This window comes from Pantoea sp. QMID4 (assembly GCF_030270445.1).
GTDB lineage: Bacteria > Pseudomonadota > Gammaproteobacteria > Enterobacterales > Enterobacteriaceae > Pantoea > Pantoea vagans.
Window position 1 is genome coordinate 474,349 of record NZ_BSXL01000003.1, and the last position, 19,333, is coordinate 493,681.

The window sequence follows — 19,333 nt, forward strand, 5'->3', positions numbered from 1 at the left end:
GATGGGTGGGGATTGCACAGGCCGCTGCAGGTCGCAGCGGCCAGATTCAGATTTGGATGAGCGTGTTCTGGTACTTATCCAGCATCGTCGCCAGTCGTTTGACCGGTTCCGTTACGCTGACGGGTGCCTCGTAGTGGACCAGTTTTTCCTGATAGACATCCAGCTCTTTGAGCAGACGTTCAAAGTAGTAACGGCGCTTGTCGTCGCTGCTGGCGGAGATCACCCGGTCGGCGGTGTAACGCAGCTGTCGGTGATACGCGGAGAGATCGGCGTTAACCGGCACTTCCGCGTCACGTAACCGCTGATGACCGATGATCAGCGTCAGGGCGATGCGATATTTATTGATGTCGCCCGGAAACAGGTTCAGCAGCAGAAACAGTTGCTGATAGAGCGCCGGCAGATGATTTTCGCGCCGACGCGCCTGATTGGTGGTCATGGCCGAAACAGCTGCATACATAAAGCGGTTCAGCAGTTTGCGGCCGGTGCGCGCCTTCGATTTATCCCGAATCAGCAGAATGACCATCATCGCGACAAAGCAGCCGATAACCTGACCGAGCACATTATCGAGGAAGACGTTAATGTGAAATTCCATCGGATTATCGAGAACCAGCACGTTGAGCGTACCAATCAACGCACCCAGCGTGCCGAGCTGACGCCGCTGAATGAAGATGCCGCCGATAAATCCCAGAATGCCGATGGCGATGCAGAGCAGTAATGCGCTCTGCTGCGTCGCGGGCAGAACATACATAAAATAGAGCGCCCCGAGTGGAACCGCGACCGTCATGCCGTAGAGAAAATCCTTGGCCATCATCAGCGGATTAGGCATACGCATCGCCAGCGCGGTAATAACGGCGAGCATGACCATACAGCCACTGCCAGACGTCCAGCCCGTATAGAGCCAGAACAGCGAACCCAGCGCGGTTGCAACGAAGGTACGGATGCCGTTAATCATCGCATGATGTGTTTCAGCCGAACGCGCCTGAATCACCACTTCGCGCTGCAGAATCTCCTCTTCCAGCGAGGTTATCCGGCTGTTGCTTCTGATGCCTTTAAGCAGCAGCAGATATTCGGTGGCGCTGCCTACCCAACTGGCCAGCGTGACCGGCGTTGATTTGCCGCTCACACCAATCACCCGCCGCATAACTTTCATCCGCTTATGCACCTCTTCAACCGTCGGGGCCGGTTTTTCAACCATCAACGGATACTGGGGCGGAATGTAGTCCGGACGGGAATTCTGAATGAGGAAGGTTTCGGCAGCCTGCGTTATCAGCGTCAGTGACAGGGTATTAAGCATCTGCAAACGGCGGTTGCTGTTCTTCCAGCGTGACGACTCCATCATCAGCTGGCTGCGCATGCTGTTCAGCGCCGTGGTGCGCCGCACCAGCGCGCTCCAGGCTTTATCGACCTCTTCCTTATCACCATGGGCGACGCAGAGTTGCAGCAGCTGATAGTGGGCCACCAGCAGCGAATCAACTTCCGCGTCGATCACTTTTTTAATCGAACGTGGCGAGAAGATCATGTCGGCCAGAATGGCGCACAGAATACCGAGTAAGATTTCACTGCAGCGCTCAACCGCATATTGCGGCACCAGCGTCAGACCGCCGCTGGCGTTAGCCGTCACCACAATAATCAGCGCGGTGTAGCCCGCCAGTCCCAGCGCATAGGAGTTTTCTACCTTAATCAGCGAAGAGAGCCAGACGCAAAGCCCTGCCCAGATGCAGCATAGCAGCAGCATCACAACCGGCGCACGCACGGTGGCGATCATGATGGTGAGTGCAGCGATACAGCCGATGAATGTCCCGATAATACGTAAAACGCCGCGATAGCGCAGTGCGCCGGAATAGGGATCGCCACCCGCTGCAAATGCGGTGCCGCCCGCCACGATCCCGGCGGTCATGACTGCCCAGCGTGGTGTTTCAAGGTTAAAGTGAAACCCTACCATCAGCGCTAACACCAGCGCGAAGGTCAGCTTTACCGGGAAACGCAGGAACTCAATCATATCGCCCTCTTAACCAAACTCACGCAGGCGATTGAGTAGTCGGATCATGGGTGAAACCTGTTCAGGCTGACGATCGGCCTGACCGGTAATCACCACGGTCGCGGTGGTTCCCGCCGGGAAGCGATTGCCGGGCTGCTGATCAAGCCGGATGCGCACCGGCACACGCTGTGCCAGACGGACCCACTCCAGATTGGAGTCTACTGTTGCCATGCCTTTACTGTCGACCGAGCTGCTGCTGTTGGTGACGCCCGCCGCAACGCTATCGACGGTACCACGCAGCACAATGTTGCTGCCAAGTGGAGTCACTTCCGCGCGGAAGCCCTGCTCAACGCCGTGCAGTTTGGTCTCTTCAAGGTAAGCCAGCACATAGAAAGAGTGCTGCTGAACCAGCGCCACCGCCACAGAACCCCGGGTAATAAATTCGCCCTGATAGACGTTGAGGTTGGTGACCCAGCCATCGGATGGTGCTTTCACGGTGGTGCGCTCAAGATCAATCTTCGCCAGATCGCGCGTCGCCACCGATTTTGCCAGCTGATGCTCACTGGTTTGCAGATCGTTGTTAGATTGCTCGATCGCCTCGCGCGACATCGCAGAGGTGCCAAGCTGATTACGGCGTCCGGCTTCGCGACGTTTCTCACTCACCAGGGCCTGGTAATATTCAACATCCGCCTGTGCCTGATCGAGCGCTTTCTGATAGCGAGGGCGGTCAACCACAAACAGCGTATCGCCCTTCTTCACCAGCTGGTTGTCGTGTACCGGAACCTCAGTAATCAGGCCAGTGACGTCAGGCGAGATCGCCACCACGTCAGCGGCAAAACGTGCATCACGCGTCCAGGGCGATTCGGTATAGAACACCCAGGCGCGGAAGATGATAACCACTGCGATGATGACCAGCAGAATAGTGATCGCGTAACGCGCGATTTTTCTTATGAGTGCTTTCACTTCAACCTCAGACTAATAAACGGGAGACAAGGTAAAACACACAGCAATAAAGCGCTGTATTAAAAAGTGCCGGATGCCAGACAAGATCGTAGATACCGCTCGGCGTCAGCACGCGTTTCACTAACCAGAACAGCATCAGTGAAATAACCAATTCGATGAAAACGGGCGGAAAAGAGAGCCCAAACATGACAAATACCGGAAGCACACTCATCAAAAATCCTTAGTTCGACCTTGCCGGGATACGTCGTTGCCTTTTCAGATGTCGCAGGAAAACCCGAAGGCAACGCTATCCGAACCGCAGCTGGCTTAATAATAGCGTATCATCGAAGGGTATCAGGCAATGAAGAATCACCGGGAAATACCCCGGCGCGCTTATAATAACGCGCCTGACTATACGTTTTCTACAGAATGTGATCTAAATCACTTTTAAGCCAGAGTAAATAATGGAACGACTGAAAGGCATGTCTGTCTTCGCCAGAGTGGTCGAACTCGGTTCGTTTACCGCGGCGGCGCGTCAGCTTCATCTGAGCGTCTCATCCATCAGCCAGATCGTCGCGAAACTGGAGGATGCATTGCAGGTTAAGCTGCTGAATCGTAGTACCCGCAGTATCGGGCTGACCGAAGCGGGTAAAATCTATTATCAGGGCTGCCGACGTATGCTGGCGGAAGCGACGCAGGTGCATGAACAGCTCTACGCGTTTAACAATACGCCGATTGGCGTGTTGCGGATTGGCAGCTCCTCGACCATGGCGCAGAATGTATTAGCCGGTATGACCAGCGATATGCTGCGGGAGTATCCGGGGTTGAGTGTGAATCTGGTTACTGGCGTTCCGGCCCCGGATTTGATTGCGGATGGTCTGGATCTGGTGATTCGGGTGGGCACATTAAAAGATTCCAGCCTCTTTTCGCGTCGTCTTGGCGCGATGCCGATGGTGGTGTGCGCCGCAAAAAGCTATCTGGCCCAGCATGGCACGCCGGAGAAGCCGGGCGATATCGATAATTTTTCCTGGCTGGAATATAGCGTACGGCCCGACAACAATTTTGAGCTGATTGCCCCAGAAGGCTTAGTGACCCGCCTCGCGCCACAGGGGCGTTTCGTGACCAACGATTCGCTGACGCTGATTCGCTGGCTGAAGTCAGGCAATGGCATCGCTTATGTGCCGATGATGTGGGTGATTGATGAGATCACCGCAGGCGAGATCGATATTCTGTTTCCGCATTATCAGTCCGATCCGCGTCCGGTGTACGCGCTCTATACCGAAAAGGATAAACTGCCGCTGAAGGTACAGGTCTGCATCGATTATCTGACCGACTATTTTGAACAGGTGGCTGAACAGTATCAGCAGCACCGTAAAAGCTGACAGGGAATTGTTGACAACATCTACCCCAGCAAGCTTTAAGATCCAGCCAGCGAAGGGAGCACGGACAGATCGGAAAGAAGCAAAAGATGTCATCCCTGACACGCCCGGTCTGCGTGATTACGCACCTCATCCCTGAGGTGCGCCCGTAAACGGGCCAACGCGTTGCGTTGTTCAAAAACGCTCCCAGCGTTTTTAGTACGCACCTCATCCCTGAGGTGCGCCCGTAAACGGGCCAACGCGTTGCGTTGTTCAAAAACGCTCCCAGCGTTTTTGTCCATGCCGCGGGACGCTTTCCTCTTCTGTCCGCATTCCCTTCGCTTTCAGCTATTGCATTACTGCCAGGTTCATCCGGCTTTGGATTTGTCTGTATTCTGACAACCCGCCGGGCGGCGGGTTGTTGAGGTCACATCAGGCGGTGCCGCCGATGGTCAGTTTATCCAGCTTCAGGGTAGGCTGACCGACACCGACCGGCAGGCTCTGGCCTTCTTTACCGCAGACGCCGACACCTTTGTCCAGCGCAAGGTCATTACCCACCATTGAGATCTGCTGCATCGCTTCAATGCCGGAGCCAATCAGCGTCGCGCCTTTAACCGGTTTAGTGATTTTGCCCTTCTCAATCAGATAAGCCTCTGAGGTGGAGAAGACAAATTTGCCGGAGGTGATATCCACCTGACCGCCACCAAAGTTCGGCGCATAGATGCCGTACTCAACGCTCTCAATAATATCCTGTGGCGATGACTTGCCTGCCAGCATATAGGTGTTAGTCATGCGCGGCATCGGCAGGTGCGCGTAGGATTCACGGCGTCCGTTACCGGTCGGGCTGACACCCATCAGTCGCGCATTCAGCTTGTCCTGCATATAGCCTTTCAGCACGCCGTTCTCAATCAGCATATTGTACTGACCGGGAACGCCTTCATCATCGACCGCCAGTGAGCCGCGCAAACCTTCGAGGGTGCCGTCATCCACCACGGTACAGAGTTCAGAGGCAACCTGCTGACCGATTTTACCGCTGAACACAGACGTGCCACGACGGTTGAAGTCGCCTTCCAGACCATGACCGACTGCCTCATGCAGCAGCACACCCGGCCAGCCTGCACCCAGCACCACCGGCAATGCGCCAGCAGGTGCCGCCACGGCGGAGAGATTAACCAGTGCCATGCGCACCGCTTCACGCGCCCATACATCAGCACGCACGTCGCCATTTTCATCTTCAAGAAAGAACGCATAGCCGGTACGTGCACCGCCGCCGCTTGCGCCGCGCTCACGCTTGCCCTGATCTTCAACCTGGACGCTGATAGAGAGGCGAACCAGCGGACGAACGTCTGCCGCCAGCGTGCCATCAGTCGCCGCTACCAGCACCTGCTCGTAAACACCGGTCAGGCTGGCATTGACTTCCTGCACGCGCGGATCAGCCGCACGGGCGACCTTATCGACACGATGCAGCAGGGCTATTTTGTCTTCACGCGTCAGGCTGCTCAGCGGATCGACCGTCGAATAGAGCGGACGGTTCATCACGGCAGAAAGCGTATGGGCCTTGCCGTTTCCCTGTTCGCGTACAATGCTGCGAGCCGCTTCAGAAGAGAGACGCAGCGCATTCAGCGTAATCTGGTCGGCATAGGCGAAGCCGGTTTTCTCACCGCTGACCGCGCGTACGCCGACGCCCTGATCGATATGGTATGAGCCATCTTTAATGATTTTGTCTTCCAGCACCCAGGATTCGTGAAAGCTGGACTGAAAATAGAGATCGGCATAATCCAGACGACGTTCTGAAAGCTGCCCTAACAGGGAAAATAGGTCCTGCTGATTAATGCCGTTAGCAGTCAGTAACTGCTCACTTACCAGGTTCAGAGTCATCGTTTCTCACTCATTATGTGCTCAGATAATCATAGCCTGCGGTAATTCCGGTACGGCGTCAAATTCACTTGTTATCTGTTTCACGCGGTTTACGCAGCACTTCATCAATTTCCGGTTTATCCAGCGGGCCACTGATGTGATAACGCAGCAGCGATATCTTGTTCCACAGGGGTCCCAGAACTTTACTGGCGGCAAATACCGCCGCGCCAACCACCGGATTAATCGCAAAGGCGGTCGCTACCCCAACAGAGGCAGAGATCTCAGGCGCAACCACCGCTTCCATATCGATCTGACGTTTCACCAGGTCGAGATTGCCCTGCATGGCGATGTCTGCTTCCAGTCCATCCACCAGCAGGTTATCGGTGCGCATGACGCCGTTTTCGATCCAGGCCGTGCCGTTAATCGAATCGAAATAGAACGCGTTGGTGAAGGTGTCGCTGAAGTCGAAACGCAGCTTGCGCAGCAGCGCATCGAAGCTCACCAGCCGCAGAATTTTCCCCGCCGTGCCGGTGTTCACATCCGCGATCTGGCCTTTGCCAAAGTGGGTCTTAAGGGTGCCGCTAAGCGTCTCTGCCGAGGGCTGCCAGGGTGCAGAGCGCCAGTGCAGGTCGTAAGCAATATCAAAAGGCGCATCGCGCAACGGGGTATTCACGCCAAACCAGTTGGTCGCATTATTAATATTCGGTCCCTTTAGCGTCCCCTTCAGCGAGGTGCGCTGGTCATCCGGGCGATTCACCCACTCACCGTTAATTTTAAGCTGCGAGCTGCCGGTATCCACTTTTCCGTTAGTAAGCGCTAACGTATCTCCTTTAGGCTGCAGCATCGCGGAGACCTGGCCATATTTCTGGCCCAGTACCCAGCATTCTTTGCAGCGCAGCTGTAAGGCGGGCCACTGGCTGAAGTTAATGTTTTTGGTTTGCTGAGAAGGCGCTTTGCCGCCCTTGCCTGCCTCGTTTTCCCATTGCGGATTGTAGTAGAGGTAATCCAGGTTCACCTGCCATGGCGCTTTTTGGGGCATCGCCAGTTCACCGCGCAGCTCTTTCGCATTGACGATGACCTGACCCCGGCCACCTGAACTTTGCGCCAGCGTCGCTTCAACCGCATGCCATTGCTGTCCGGCCAGCGTAACCGCAGGACTGCGCAGCGTGATGTTACCCGGCAGTGTGACACCACCGGTCTGGAAGTCGCTCCCGCCGCCTGACACACCCGCTCCCGCAGAGCCGCCTGCTGCCATCATCGCTACCCAGGCCTCACCATCCAGCGCGGGCAGATTCAGTACCATGCCCGCATGGTCGGGTAGCGCAGGCGTTTTCTGTGCATCATTCAGCCAGATGCCACGATCTACGCGCAGCGTCGGCTCCAGCAACCAGCGGCTGTTAAAATGGTGGTTTGCATTGACGCTGCCGCTGAGATCGAAATGATTCAGGTTACCGCTGGCCTGAATGGCAACTGGCATCGCCTCGCCGGCTTTCTTATCGAGTGGTGCAGGTAAGTGACTACTTACTTCTTTGGCATTACCGTTCAGCGTCACGTCATAACGTGCCCCGCCATGATGCGGCAGCGTAATATTGACGTCGCCCTGCCACGGCAGGTGCCCGCCGAGCTGCTTGCTGACGGCTGCCGGAAGCTGGCTGATTTTCGCGGGTTGCCAGTCGCCCTGAAGTTTGACGTTAACGCCAAAGTCATCCGGGTTCTCCCGGGTGCTGAAACGGACGCTCATCGGCTGCCCAAACCAGTTCGCCCGCAGGTCCTCACTGGCCAGATTGCCGTTGTCATAACGGAAGCGGCCAGAAAGATTGTTGATGGTAGTTTTTAACGGTTTGATAAACAGCGCGTTGTTGTTCAGATCGACGTTACCGCGGGCGTGGACCTGCTCTCCATCCAGTGGAATGTCCAGATTCAGATGGCCACCGACACGGCCTTTAATCTCCAGCTGTTCCAGCGCGGCACCCAGTGACGGCTTAAGCGGCGTCTGATCGAAATAGTCAGCAATCTGCTGGCCTTCACCACTGATATCCCCGTCGATGATCAGTTTTTCTTTCAGGTAGTCAGGGATCACCGCCGTGACGTTGCGAGCGTTTACTTCGCCCAGCCGGGCCACTGGCGCTTTCATCCATAGACCGTCGTTCAGGAAATTGAGGTCGACATCGAGACTGCTCAGCGCCGGCCATTTGGGCTGAAACGCATAAGTCGCCTGGCGAAGCGGCACCCAGACCTGGAACATGCCATCATTGTGCTTGAACGGGAACAGCGCCGGGTTACCGGCAAACAGCAGCGTGGCGTTGTCCACCCTGCCACCCTTCACCGCCCCACTCAGATAGTGCGTCAGGCTTTTACCCATCAGCGGCACCGGGAAGTAGCGCCAGGCATCGCCCGCATCGGTAAGCCGGATACCCGCCAGAATATCCAGACGGGGCTCGCCGCCGCTATTCTGCTGGTAGCTGAAGTCGCCGCGCGCCCGGAGCGAGCGCGCTTCGAGGTCAAGGTTTTCACCCGCCAGCGTCAGGCCATGTTCATCTTTAAGCCAGCGCAGCGCACCGGTCACACGCTTAATCTCTAACGGAGCCTGGAACATATCGCCATAGGGAACGGTTGCCGCGCCCATATCCACACTGACCTGACCATGGCTCAGGCTGCCGCGTGCTTCTCCGCTCAGGTGACTGATGCCCGGCAACAGTTTCCAGTGCTGCCAGCTGAAATCACGCCACTTAACCTGTAAGCGGGTTTTTTCAGGCTGCTGTAATGGAATATCCAGCGCCAGGCCATCGATGGTGCCCTGTGGCTGCAGCGTCTGCCAGTTTTCAAACAGCGTCGGAGAGAGCGGCGCAAATAACGGAACGATCGGCGCAATATGACTCAGCACCAGCTGTGTGGCGCGGACCCGCACCTCCTGCTGACCATCCGGCCCCAGCAACTGCTTATCTTCAGGACGCCATAACAGCGAGAAGTGACCGGCGGGCCAGGCCTGACCGTCAGTACTGAGCCGCGTCTGCGGCACATTGACCACCCAGCCATTCTGGAAGCGTGACAGATGCGCGGTCAGCCCATCGACTTCTATGCGGTGTCGTCCGGTTTCGCCCTGCCAGCTGGCCCCGCCCTTGCGCAGCAGCAGATCGCCAGCATAGATGTCGCCATCGCGCAGGTTAACCCATGCCGCCAGGCTAAAGCGGGCGCTGTCCAGCCGGGTATTGTCGCGCACCCAGCGGCCCAGCCATGGACGCATGTCGACGTCATCAGCCTGCATCCAGATGCGGCCATCATTAAGTAAACCTTTGCTGTCGTTAAGATCGAGCCGCACCTGAACCACGCCGTGCTGACCGGTAAAGCTCGACAGACTGACTTCGCCTTCGGCGCGATGGCGATTATTTTGATTGACCCAGGTGAGTCGGGGGATCGCCAGCTCAGCATGCTGGCCGGAAGGCGTAAGGAAACGAATGGTGCTGTCGCGCAGATCAAAGTGGTCAAACTGACGCAGGAAGAGCTCGTTAATCTGCGCCGGACGAAAGCTGTTTTTATCTTTGTCGTTGTTGAGTAAGGGGCGATTCGTATCGAGGTGCAGCTGCCAGAAGGTCAGATCGCGGAACTGCCAGCGCCAGTGCAGCAGAGACTGCCAGACGTCGAGCGCCAGATTGATACGTTTAATCGTGAGTTTGCCGTTTTCATGCAGATCGACGCTGAGGTCACGAACCTGAAGGGTTGGGCCGAAATTCTCCCATTTACCCTGTAACTGGCTGGCGTTGACCGGCACATCCGTTTTGTCGGAGATGAATTGCAGAAGGTTGTTGCGATAGCTGTCGAGATGCGGCATCACCAGACGCAATCCGCTGACCAGCAGCGCGACAATCACGATGATTGCCGCGACCAGCAGTAACAAAATCCTCGGCAACTGCCTCACTCACGCCTCTCCTTGTGTTCCGTAAACGACGGATAATTGGTTCTCATACCCGACCGTCTTCGGATAAAAGCGTTGAAGATGCGCATTTTATCCCAAACAAGGGCGTTTATTCAGCCCGATTACGGGCTGACGTTACATCATTACCACGTCGAACTGCTCCTGAGTGTAGAGTGCTTCAACATGAACTTTCACCTGCTTACCAACAAAGATTTCAACTTCAGCCAGCGCATGAGACTCGTCGGTTTTTAGCGCCTCACCAACCGTTGGTGAAACATAGACCAGGAAACGGTCAGAATCATAAGCGTGATGAACCCGCACAATCTCACGCATGATTTCATAACAGACCGTTTCAACCGTTTTAAGCGTGCCGCGCCCTTTGCAAACCGGGCAATCCTGGCACAGGACATGCTCAATGCTTTCACGGGTACGCTTACGCGTCATTTCCACCAGACCCAGCGCCGAGAAACCATTAATCCCGGTTTTGACCCGATCTTTACTGAGCGCGCTTTCCAGTGAATGCAGTACACGGCGTCGATGGTCTTCATTGCTCATGTCGATGAAGTCGATAATGATGATACCGCCCAGATTACGCAGTCGCAGCTGACGCGCAATCGCCTGAGTGGCTTCAACATTGGTGTTAAATATCGTCTCATCGAGATTGCGATGGCCAACAAAGGCTCCGGTATTAATATCGATGGTCGTCATCGCTTCGGTCTGATCGATGATCAGATATCCGCCTGACTTTAGTTCAACTTTGCGATCCAGCGAGCGCTGAATCTCATTTTCAACGTCAAACAGGTCAAAAATAGGCTGTTTACCGTTGTAGAGCTCGAGTTTATCGGCCATCTCCGGGATATATTCGCCGGTAAATTCCACCAGCATGTCGCAGGTCAGACGCGAGTCGACCCGAATGCGATCCAGCGCTGCGCCCGCAAAATCACGCAGGATGCGCTGCGCCAGGGCCAGCTCGCCATAGAGCAGACAGCGGGTCTGGTTGCGTTTTTTACGCTCGCTGACTTTGGTCCAGAGACGTTTGAGAAAAGCCGCGTCCTGCGCCAGCTCCTCTTCGCCGATCCCTTCTGCGGCGGTGCGGATGATAAAGCCACCGAGGTCATCGCAGTAATCAGCCACCACCGCTTTAAGCCGATCGCGCTCTTTCTCACTCTCGATGCGCTGAGAGACACCGACATGCGATGCACCAGGCATAAAGACCAGGTAACGCGAAGGCAGGGTAATGTCGGTGGTCAGCCGGGCGCCTTTGGTGCCAAGCGGATCTTTAACTACCTGAACCACCAGATCCTGTCCCTGACGCACCAGCTCGGCGATATCGCGCACGATGAAATTTTTCTTTTCGTCGCCCGCGACACATTCCGTATGCGGCATGATGTCAGAAGCGTGCAGAAAGGCGGCTTTTTCCAGGCCAATATCGACAAAGGCGGCCTGCATGCCGGGCAGAACACGGCTTACCCGTCCTTTGTAAATATTGCCAACAATGCCGCGCCGCGCTTCGCGCTCAATATGGATTTCCTGAAGGATGCCGCCATCAATGTAGGCAACGCGTGTTTCAGAAGGCGTGACGTTAACCAGTAATTCAGCCGTCATGTTGACCCCTTACGGCACGCAGTGACTGGAAATGGCTGAGCAGTTCCGCTGTCTCAACCAACGGTAATCCGACCACTGCATGGTAACTTCCATTAATTTTGCGGACAAAATTTCCTCCCCTGCCCTGAATGCCGTATGCGCCCGCTTTATCCATTGGCTCACCGGTAGCAATATAGTCGTCGATGTCGCTCTCAGTTAAGGTGCGGAATGTCACATCAGTCGTCACGATGCAATCCAGCACCTGCTGGCTGTCGGCCAGCGCCACTGCCGTCATAACCTGATGCGTTTGACCGGAGAGTTTACGCAGCATCGCGTGGGCATCGGCGGCATCGCGCGGTTTTTCCAGCACGTCACCATTCAGCACGACTATCGTATCTGCGCCCAGTACCGGCAGGTCCTGCGCGGCCAGTTCTACGCCCGCCTGCGCTTTGTCATTAGCCAGACGGCGGACATAGCTCTCAGCCGCTTCATTCGGCTGACGCTGTTCTTCAACGTCTGTCACGATGCGCTCAAATGTCAGGCCAAGTTGAGTTAACAGCTCACGACGACGCGGTGAACCGGAAGCAAGATAGAGGATTACCATAAATTTCCTTATTGAACAGCGAACTGACGACGAATTTTTCTCATAAGTAAGAATAGCCAGGGCCAGAGAATACCGTCGACGACACTGCTCCAGAAAATTTCAGGTCGGAATGAAACATTGATTACCAGGAATTCTGCCCAGAAGACAATCACATCCATCGCCAGTGACAGCACCATAACCATTAACGCTTGCTGCCACAACGCTAAGTTGCGGAATAACTGGAACTTAAAGGCTATCAGGTAGGCGATGATACTGAGCGCCAGCGCACGTACGCCCAGCGTGGATCCGGCAATCAGATCCATGATGGCACCCAGCATAAATCCGCTGCCGACGTTAACCCGATGCGGCAGTGCAAGAACCCAGTAAATGAGGATGAGCAGCAGCCATGAAGGCCGGAACATATAAATTTCATCCGGCCATGGCATGATCTGCAGGACTAACGCGACCAGGAAAGAGAGCCAGATAACCCAACGTCCCTGGCTGCGATATCGACTCAAGGCTGCCCCCCGCGTGAACGCGAGGAGTTGCTCTGTCCGCTACTGCCACTGCTGCCTGTTGATGGAGCAGGCGGCCCCATCTGTGCGGCAGGCGCAGGCGGGCCCATTTCACCCGCAGGCGGTAAGACCTGCGGCATCATCTGCATCAGACGCTCATTCGCAACGCGATGAACCTCATCCTGCGGCAGCGGCATATCGCCATTGCGATCCGCCCCCCACAGCAGCAGCAGATAACGCAGACGCTGCAGACCCGCGGTCGGATGCGCCTGAATCACCGTGTAAGCGCGTTGAGTATCCACTTTGACTGAGGAGACCACACCCACCGGATAACCCTCAGGGAAACGACCACCGATACCTGACGTCACCAGCACATCCCCGACCCGAATGTCCGTATTACCCGGCAGATGCTCAAGCTGGAGATCTTCAGTACAGCCGTTACCCGCGGCAATAACACGAATGTCATTACGCAGCACCTGAATAGGCAGCGCATGTGACGCATCGCAGATCAGCAGAACACGGCTGGTGAGTTGTCCGACGGCGATAACCTGACCGACTACGCCTTTATCACTGATGACCGGCTGACCTTCATAGACACCGTTAACACTGCCTTTGTCGATCACTACCTGGTCGGTGTAAGGATCGGTGCCAGTGGAGATCACCTGCGTTACCATCTTTTGCTCATCCTGACGCAGCGGTGAACCCAGCAGTTCACGCAGGCGTGCGTTTTCCTGCTTATATTGCCCCAGCATTAGCAGGTTACTGTTTTTCAGGAAGAGCTCACGACGTAACGCTTTGTTTTCCTGCTCCAGCTGCTGACGCGACGCCAGCGACTCCGACACGCCATCCAGCAGCTGACGTGGCCCATTAGCCAGGAAGTAAAACGGACTGACCGACGTATCCAGATAGTTGCGTATTTGGGTGAAAGAGCTCACACGGCTGTCGGCAATGATAATGGCAATTGCCACAATGACCGCCAGGAAAAGACGCAACTGCAGGGAAGGTCCCCTGCTAAAAATCGGCTTCATATAATCTGCGTGATCCTCGACAACAGGAGAGGAAGCGACGGCCAAACACCGTGCTTCCCTGGGCTGAACGCACTGTACCGGCACAGATTTCGCCGGTTCACATGCCACTCCCTTGCATGATCGTTGCGTTCTCAGCCGGTTGAGGCAATTATTCTTCGCTGAACAAATCGCCGCCATGCATGTCGATCATTTCCAGCGCCTTGCCGCCACCGCGCGCCACACAGGTCAGCGGATCTTCAGCAACAACAACCGGAATACCCGTCTCTTCCATCAGCAGGCGATCCAGGTTGCGCAGTAATGCACCACCACCGGTCAGCACCATACCGCGCTCTGAGATATCGGAGGCCAGCTCAGGCGGACACTGCTCAAGAGCAACCATCACCGCGCTGACGATGCCGGTTAATGGCTCCTGCAGCGCTTCCAGAATTTCGTTGGAGTTCAGCGTGAAGCCGCGCGGTACACCTTCTGCCAGGTTACGGCCACGCACTTCAATTTCACGGACTTCATCACCCGGATAGGCTGAACCGATCTCATGCTTAATACGTTCTGCGGTCGCTTCACCGATCAGTGAACCGTAGTTACGACGCACATAATTAATAATAGCTTCATCGAAACGATCGCCACCAATACGTACGGATGAGGAGTAGACCACACCGTTCAGGGAGATCACCGCCACTTCGGTCGTACCACCACCGATATCAACGACCATTGAACCGGTCGCTTCAGAAACGGGCAGACCTGCACCAATTGCTGCAGCCATCGGCTCTTCAATCAGAAAGACTTCACGCGCGCCAGCGCCCTGAGCGGATTCACGAATCGCACGACGTTCTACCTGCGTAGCCCCGACGGGTACGCAGACCAGCACACGTGGGCTGGGACGCATAAAGCTGTTGCTGTGAACCTGCTTGATGAAGTGCTGCAGCATCTTTTCGGTCACGAAAAAGTCAGCGATAACGCCATCTTTCATCGGACGGATAGCGGCAATATTACCTGGCGTACGGCCGAGCATCTGTTTGGCGTCATGACCCACGGCCGCGACGCTTTTTGGTGAACCGGCACGGTCCTGACGAATAGCAACCACGGAAGGCTCGTTCAGCACGATGCCCTGTCCTTTTACGTAAATCAGGGTATTCGCGGTACCCAGGTCAATGGACAAGTCGTTGGAAAACATGCCACGAAATTTTTTAAACATACTAAGGGATAATCCTGCAAGCTGGGGGCGGAAAATAAAATCCGCTTACTTTACCAACCACACGAAGCTGCCACAAGGCGCAAAAACGTTCTGCTTCGGTGAAAAAATACGCCTGATTGCGTTTAAGTCATCTGAACCCGTGATCCGTAGCAGCAGAATGGCGAACAGACGCCATCAGTGCTGCATTTCCCATGATTTCCGCTTGCTATGCCCGACATAAAATTTAACATTTCCGGCACGGTGGTTATGGGTTCAGATGCGGCTTAACATTAAAAAAACCGTCAATTTCTGTCATTACGACAGCAAATCATTAAATACGATAACGCTGGGAATACTTCTTCACGTTACTGTTAACCGGAAGCGAAGGGGCAAAAAAGTCGCCCTGCCCGCCTGCCACACCCAGCGCCACTAATGTCTGCCACTCCGCTTTGGTGCGAACACCGGTGGCAAACACCTGTATACCCGTGGACTTACAGACCTCCAGCAGACTCTGTACAAACAACTGATTGGCGGTCCGCCGTTCAATGTTGCGCACCAGACCCGCATCAAGCTTGATCAGTTCCAGCGGCAGCTGTCGTATATAGGCGCTGCTGACGACGGTTAAACCCGCCTGATTTACCGCTACCCGACAGCCAAAAGCCTTAAGTGCACGGAATACTGGCGTTAAATGGTTGATGTGTTGACAGACATCTGCCTCGGCAAGTTCAAATAAAAATCGTTTTCTTTGTGATTTGGGGCACTGCAGCAGCATATTCTGCAGCCAGAGGACAAATGAACGTTGCAGTAGCGAGGCTATCGTCACCGGCATCACCAGCGTCTCTTCCGGCCAGAGTTCAGAGAGTGCCGCGATGCGCGTGACCAGCTGACGATCCCAGCCATCAGCCATACCGAGCTGCTGCACCAGCGGCATATATTCTGCGGCCAGCACCTCTTTATCGCCGTCGAAGATACGGGTAAGCATGACCCGATGCTGTACCTTGCCTTCGGTATTCACGGTGGGTTTATGGTACAGCCGCGGACCGCCGCGGCTTAACGTGTTCTCCAGCAGGGTTCGCCAGCGCACGCTACCCCGCCCGGCGTCCTGAGGATTTCCTTCGCCATTAGTCCAGTTATTACCCCCCAGCAGTGCCGCACGTCGCGTGGCCATTTCAGCATTTTCTATCACCTGCAGGACGGTCTGCCCGCTGTGCCAGCCGGTGATACCGATGTGGATCAGATCATCGCGATTGACCAGGCGCATCGGCGGGAGAGAATCAACAGCATTGACCAGCTGATCGGCAATACTGTTTGCCTCTTTGAGACTGCGATGCGGCAGTAATACAGCAAAATCACTGCGAAAATAGCGTGCCAGCAAGGCGCCGGGATAGCGCAGCACAAAGGTAGAGAGCATGTTGACGAAATTGAACAGGTACTCCTCAACTAACGCTGGCTCCAGTAAATCTTTCAGCGCGTCAAGATCGGGCAGGCGCACCATCATCACCACACCGTGGGTGCCGACAGCTTCCTGATCTTCCAGCAGGGTCGCGAGCTGATTATCAAAGAACAGCCGGTTGTTAAGGCCAGTGCGTCCATCCTGCGCGGCAAAGGTGCGAATCAGCGTGTCGATACGCAGACGCTGTTCGCCCGCTTCCTGCAGATCCGCCAGCAGTACATCCATCGCGCGACTCGCTCTGGGTGGCCACTCATACACACCCCGTTTCGGCAAGCCCCCGCGTTCGCCGTTGATAATCGCCTCTGCCCGTACTTCAAGATGCTCCATGCCACGCCACTGACGACTAAGCCAGCGATGCATCATCAGCAACATCAGACTCATCACCAGCATAATCGTAAACAGAATGCCCAGCGTAGAGGTGCCGGTGATGGAGCGCAGCCAGGTTTTGGCAGGATCGAGGGTCACAACCCGCAGCTGTAAGCCGGTGTGGTGCATCAAAGGCACATTGATCTGGATAAAACGATTGGGTTCGTCTTCCAGCATCTGGTTTTCGTGTCGGGAGAGGGTGAGGAAAGTCTGCCTGCCGTTATGAAGGGAAATCTGCTCGGCATTCATTATGGGCATCATGCGCGTAAGCCAGTTATGAAGCTGTTCTGGCGTTTCGGAGAACATCGCCTGATCGACCTCGGTCGCCAGCACCTGTGCCCGATGTTCAACCCGCTGATGACTGAACCAGAAAACACTGAATGCGCAGCCTGCCAGCATTAATGACATTGCCAGCAGGCTTAGAAAGGTAATAAACGCAGATAATTTTGTGGTTAATCGCATCCCTGTGCCTGTATTGCTGCGGTGATAACCGGATCACCCCACCTTGTACCGTCAGCCTGACGAAAACGCGAGCAAAATAGCATAATTTGCCGCTGTCGACAGCGCCGAGTCGCATGAAGCCGAAGTATATCGTTGGGATAGGATTGCTGATGTTGATCCCGACACTTTTCAGCGCATTCTCATCGCGCAGGCCAGCCAGGAAATTTCACATTTTCAGGGCGAAACTGGCTGATATCAGCGATAGTCATCATGCTGGTTGATGACATCCTGTCTGGAGAAGCCCCATGAAACGCATACCCTGTCTTACCGAAGCCGACGTAACGCCGGAAAGCATATTTAATATGAAGCGCCGCCAGGTGCTGAAAACGCTGGGACTGAGCGCTGCGGCGATGGGGATGCCGGGCGTGGCAAATGCCGATATCCTCAGCTGGTTCAACGGCAACGATCGCCCACCTGCCCCAGCAGGCCGGCCACTCGACTTCACCAAACCGGCGCAATATCAGGCCGATCTGACGCTGACGCCTGCGGATAAAGTTTCTGGCTACAACAATTTCTACGAGTTCGGGCTGGATAAGGCCGATCCGGCTGCCAATGCGGGTACGCTGAAAACAGAGCCCTGGAAACTGACCATTGATGGCGAAGTGGCGAAGCCCGTAACCCTGGATATGGATGACATCTTCAAACGCTTTGCTATGGAGCAGCGAATCTATCGCATGCGCTGCGTGGAGGCCTGGTCGATAGTGGTGCCCTGGGTAGGCTTTGAGCTGAATAAACTTCTCTCGCTGGCGGAACCCACCAGCAAAGCGCGCTTTGTTGCCTTTCAGACGCTATACGACCCTGAGCAGATGCCGGGCCAGAAAGATCGCTTTATTGGCGGTGGCCTCAATTATCCCTATGTCGAAGGTTTACGTCTGGATGAAGCAATGCATCCGCTGACGATACTGACCACCGGTGTCTATGGCAAAGCGCTGCCGCCGCAGAATGGCGCGCCGATTCGTCTGACGGTACCGTGGAAATATGGCTTTAAAGGCATTAAGTCGATCGTCAAAATTACGCTGACCGACAAACAGCCGCCGACCACATGGAACCAGATTGCCGCCGACGAGTATGGTTTTTATGCCAATGTGAATCCCCACGTTAATCATCCACGCTGGTCACAGGCGACAGAGCGGTTTATTGGCCCAGGCGGCAGTCTGAAGGTCGAACGTCAGCCAACGCTACTGTTTAACGGCTATGCCGAAGAGGTGGCGTCGCTCTACCGCGGCATGGATTTACGGGAGAATTACTAAGTGGTCCGCCTGTCGATAAAACAGATCATGTGGCTCAAGGTGATCCTGCACCTGGCAGCCCTGTTGCCGCTGGTCTATCTGGTGCTTGCCGCGATGCAGGGTGGTCTGAGTGCGGACCCGGCAAAAGATATTCAGCATTTTACCGGTCGCATGGCGCTGAAGCTGCTGCTGGGTACGCTGCTGGTTTCACCACTGGCACGCTATGGCAGGCAGCCGCTGTTAATCCGTACCCGGCGCCTGCTCGGCGTCTGGACGTTTGTCTGGGCCTCTCTCCACCTGCTGAGCTACTACCTGCTGGAATTGGGCGTGGATAATCTGCGTCTGCTGGGCAGCGAACTCATCTCCCGGCCCTATCTGACACTGGGCATTATCAGCTGGCTGATATTACTGGCCCTGGCGGTAACGTCGTTTCAGCGCGCTCAGCGCAGGCTCGGTAAACGCTGGCAAACCCTGCACAACGCGGTCTATCTTGTGGCGATTCTGGTGCCGACTCACTATATCTGGTCGGTAAAAACCGTGTCCCCGCAGCCACTTATCTATGCCCTCCTTGCTGCATTGCTGTTAGCCTGGCGTTACAAAAAATTTCTCAAATGGTGGCCCCGCTAGCACTTCCCCCGTTGTTTTCCTCTGCTGTTTTCTGATAAAAGATGTGGCCCGCAGGCCGCATCCGATCATCTTCGCAGATAAGACCAGTATTTTGCTGCGAAATGACACGAAACGGATATAATGCCCGGCTTTATTGCTCGTCGGGTCTTCTTTTTTAGCCTGAAAGGTGACAAATGAAGATTCGCAAGGTATTTTACGCGATGCCTCAATGATTGCGGGAGATGGCAG

General features: G+C 55.3%; 14 protein-coding genes. 3 read left to right on the forward strand and 11 right to left on the reverse strand.

The genetic code is table 11. The features are described from left to right. Positions 1 to 46: 46 nt before the first annotated feature. Genes aaeB through aaeX form a run of 3 tightly spaced genes read right to left on the reverse strand, consistent with a single transcriptional unit; the run spans position 47 to position 3,152 of the window. Positions 47 to 1,999: a p-hydroxybenzoic acid efflux pump subunit AaeB gene (gene aaeB, locus QSK07_RS09620; protein ID WP_285721463.1), complete on the reverse strand. Its 1,953-nt coding sequence runs from the start codon at positions 1,997 to 1,999 to the stop codon at positions 47 to 49. 9 nt (positions 2,000 to 2,008) lie between these two features. After that, positions 2,009 to 2,941 (reverse strand): p-hydroxybenzoic acid efflux pump subunit AaeA, encoded by a 933-nt coding sequence (gene aaeA / locus QSK07_RS09625; RefSeq protein WP_098052260.1) that lies wholly within the window; start codon positions 2,939 to 2,941, stop codon positions 2,009 to 2,011. A gap of 7 nt (positions 2,942 to 2,948) precedes the next feature. Beyond that, on the reverse strand, positions 2,949 to 3,152 hold the full coding sequence (gene aaeX / locus QSK07_RS09630; protein ID WP_285721464.1) for a p-hydroxybenzoic acid efflux pump operon protein AaeX: 204 nt from the start codon (positions 3,150 to 3,152) through the stop codon (positions 2,949 to 2,951). Positions 3,153 to 3,384: 232 nt separating this feature from the next. Here aaeX and aaeR point away from each other — a divergent pair, with 232 nt between their 5' ends. Beyond that, entirely contained in the window at positions 3,385 to 4,302 is a 918-nt protein-coding gene (gene aaeR, locus QSK07_RS09635) for an HTH-type transcriptional activator AaeR (RefSeq protein WP_098052259.1), read from the forward strand. 408 nt (positions 4,303 to 4,710) lie between these two features. Here the strand turns inward: aaeR and tldD are convergent, their stop codons facing one another. From tldD to csrD, 8 genes are all read right to left on the reverse strand, one after another. Continuing rightward, entirely contained in the window at positions 4,711 to 6,156 is a 1,446-nt protein-coding gene (gene tldD, locus QSK07_RS09640; RefSeq protein WP_285721465.1) for a metalloprotease TldD, read from the reverse strand. 64 nt (positions 6,157 to 6,220) lie between these two features. Further along, complete coding sequence (gene yhdP, locus QSK07_RS09645; RefSeq protein ID WP_285721466.1) at positions 6,221 to 10,051, reverse strand: AsmA2 domain-containing protein YhdP; 3,831 nt, start codon at positions 10,049 to 10,051, stop codon at positions 6,221 to 6,223. Positions 10,052 to 10,183: 132 nt separating this feature from the next. Then, positions 10,184 to 11,653: a ribonuclease G gene (rng, locus tag QSK07_RS09650; RefSeq protein ID WP_098052256.1), complete on the reverse strand. Its 1,470-nt coding sequence runs from the start codon at positions 11,651 to 11,653 to the stop codon at positions 10,184 to 10,186. Then, on the reverse strand, positions 11,643 to 12,236 hold the full coding sequence (locus tag QSK07_RS09655) for a Maf family protein (protein WP_098052255.1): 594 nt from the start codon (positions 12,234 to 12,236) through the stop codon (positions 11,643 to 11,645). The genes rng and QSK07_RS09655 overlap by 11 nt, the downstream gene beginning before the upstream one ends. Before the next feature lie 8 nt (positions 12,237 to 12,244). Continuing rightward, positions 12,245 to 12,733: a rod shape-determining protein MreD gene (gene mreD / locus QSK07_RS09660; RefSeq protein WP_013359205.1), complete on the reverse strand. Its 489-nt coding sequence runs from the start codon at positions 12,731 to 12,733 to the stop codon at positions 12,245 to 12,247. Beyond that, the gene (mreC, locus tag QSK07_RS09665; protein ID WP_098052254.1) at positions 12,730 to 13,758 is read right to left on the reverse strand and encodes a rod shape-determining protein MreC; all 1,029 of its coding nucleotides are present in this window, start codon (positions 13,756 to 13,758) and stop codon (positions 12,730 to 12,732) included. The genes mreD and mreC overlap by 4 nt, the downstream gene beginning before the upstream one ends. A 148-nt stretch (positions 13,759 to 13,906) precedes the next feature. Beyond that, positions 13,907 to 14,950 (reverse strand): rod shape-determining protein MreB, encoded by a 1,044-nt coding sequence (gene mreB / locus QSK07_RS09670; protein WP_003855260.1) that lies wholly within the window; start codon positions 14,948 to 14,950, stop codon positions 13,907 to 13,909. 310 nt (positions 14,951 to 15,260) lie between these two features. Beyond that, positions 15,261 to 17,210, reverse strand: coding sequence for an RNase E specificity factor CsrD (gene csrD / locus QSK07_RS09675; protein WP_098052253.1), 1,950 nt, complete (start codon positions 17,208 to 17,210; stop codon positions 15,261 to 15,263). A 284-nt stretch (positions 17,211 to 17,494) separates the two neighbouring features. Here csrD and msrP point away from each other — a divergent pair, with 284 nt between their 5' ends. Continuing rightward, positions 17,495 to 18,499, forward strand: a complete 1,005-nt coding sequence (msrP, locus tag QSK07_RS09680; RefSeq protein WP_285721467.1) for a protein-methionine-sulfoxide reductase catalytic subunit MsrP — start codon at positions 17,495 to 17,497, stop codon at positions 18,497 to 18,499. Further along, the gene (gene msrQ / locus QSK07_RS09685; protein ID WP_098052251.1) at positions 18,500 to 19,105 is read left to right on the forward strand and encodes a protein-methionine-sulfoxide reductase heme-binding subunit MsrQ; all 606 of its coding nucleotides are present in this window, start codon (positions 18,500 to 18,502) and stop codon (positions 19,103 to 19,105) included. Positions 19,106 to 19,333: the final 228 nt, after the last annotated feature.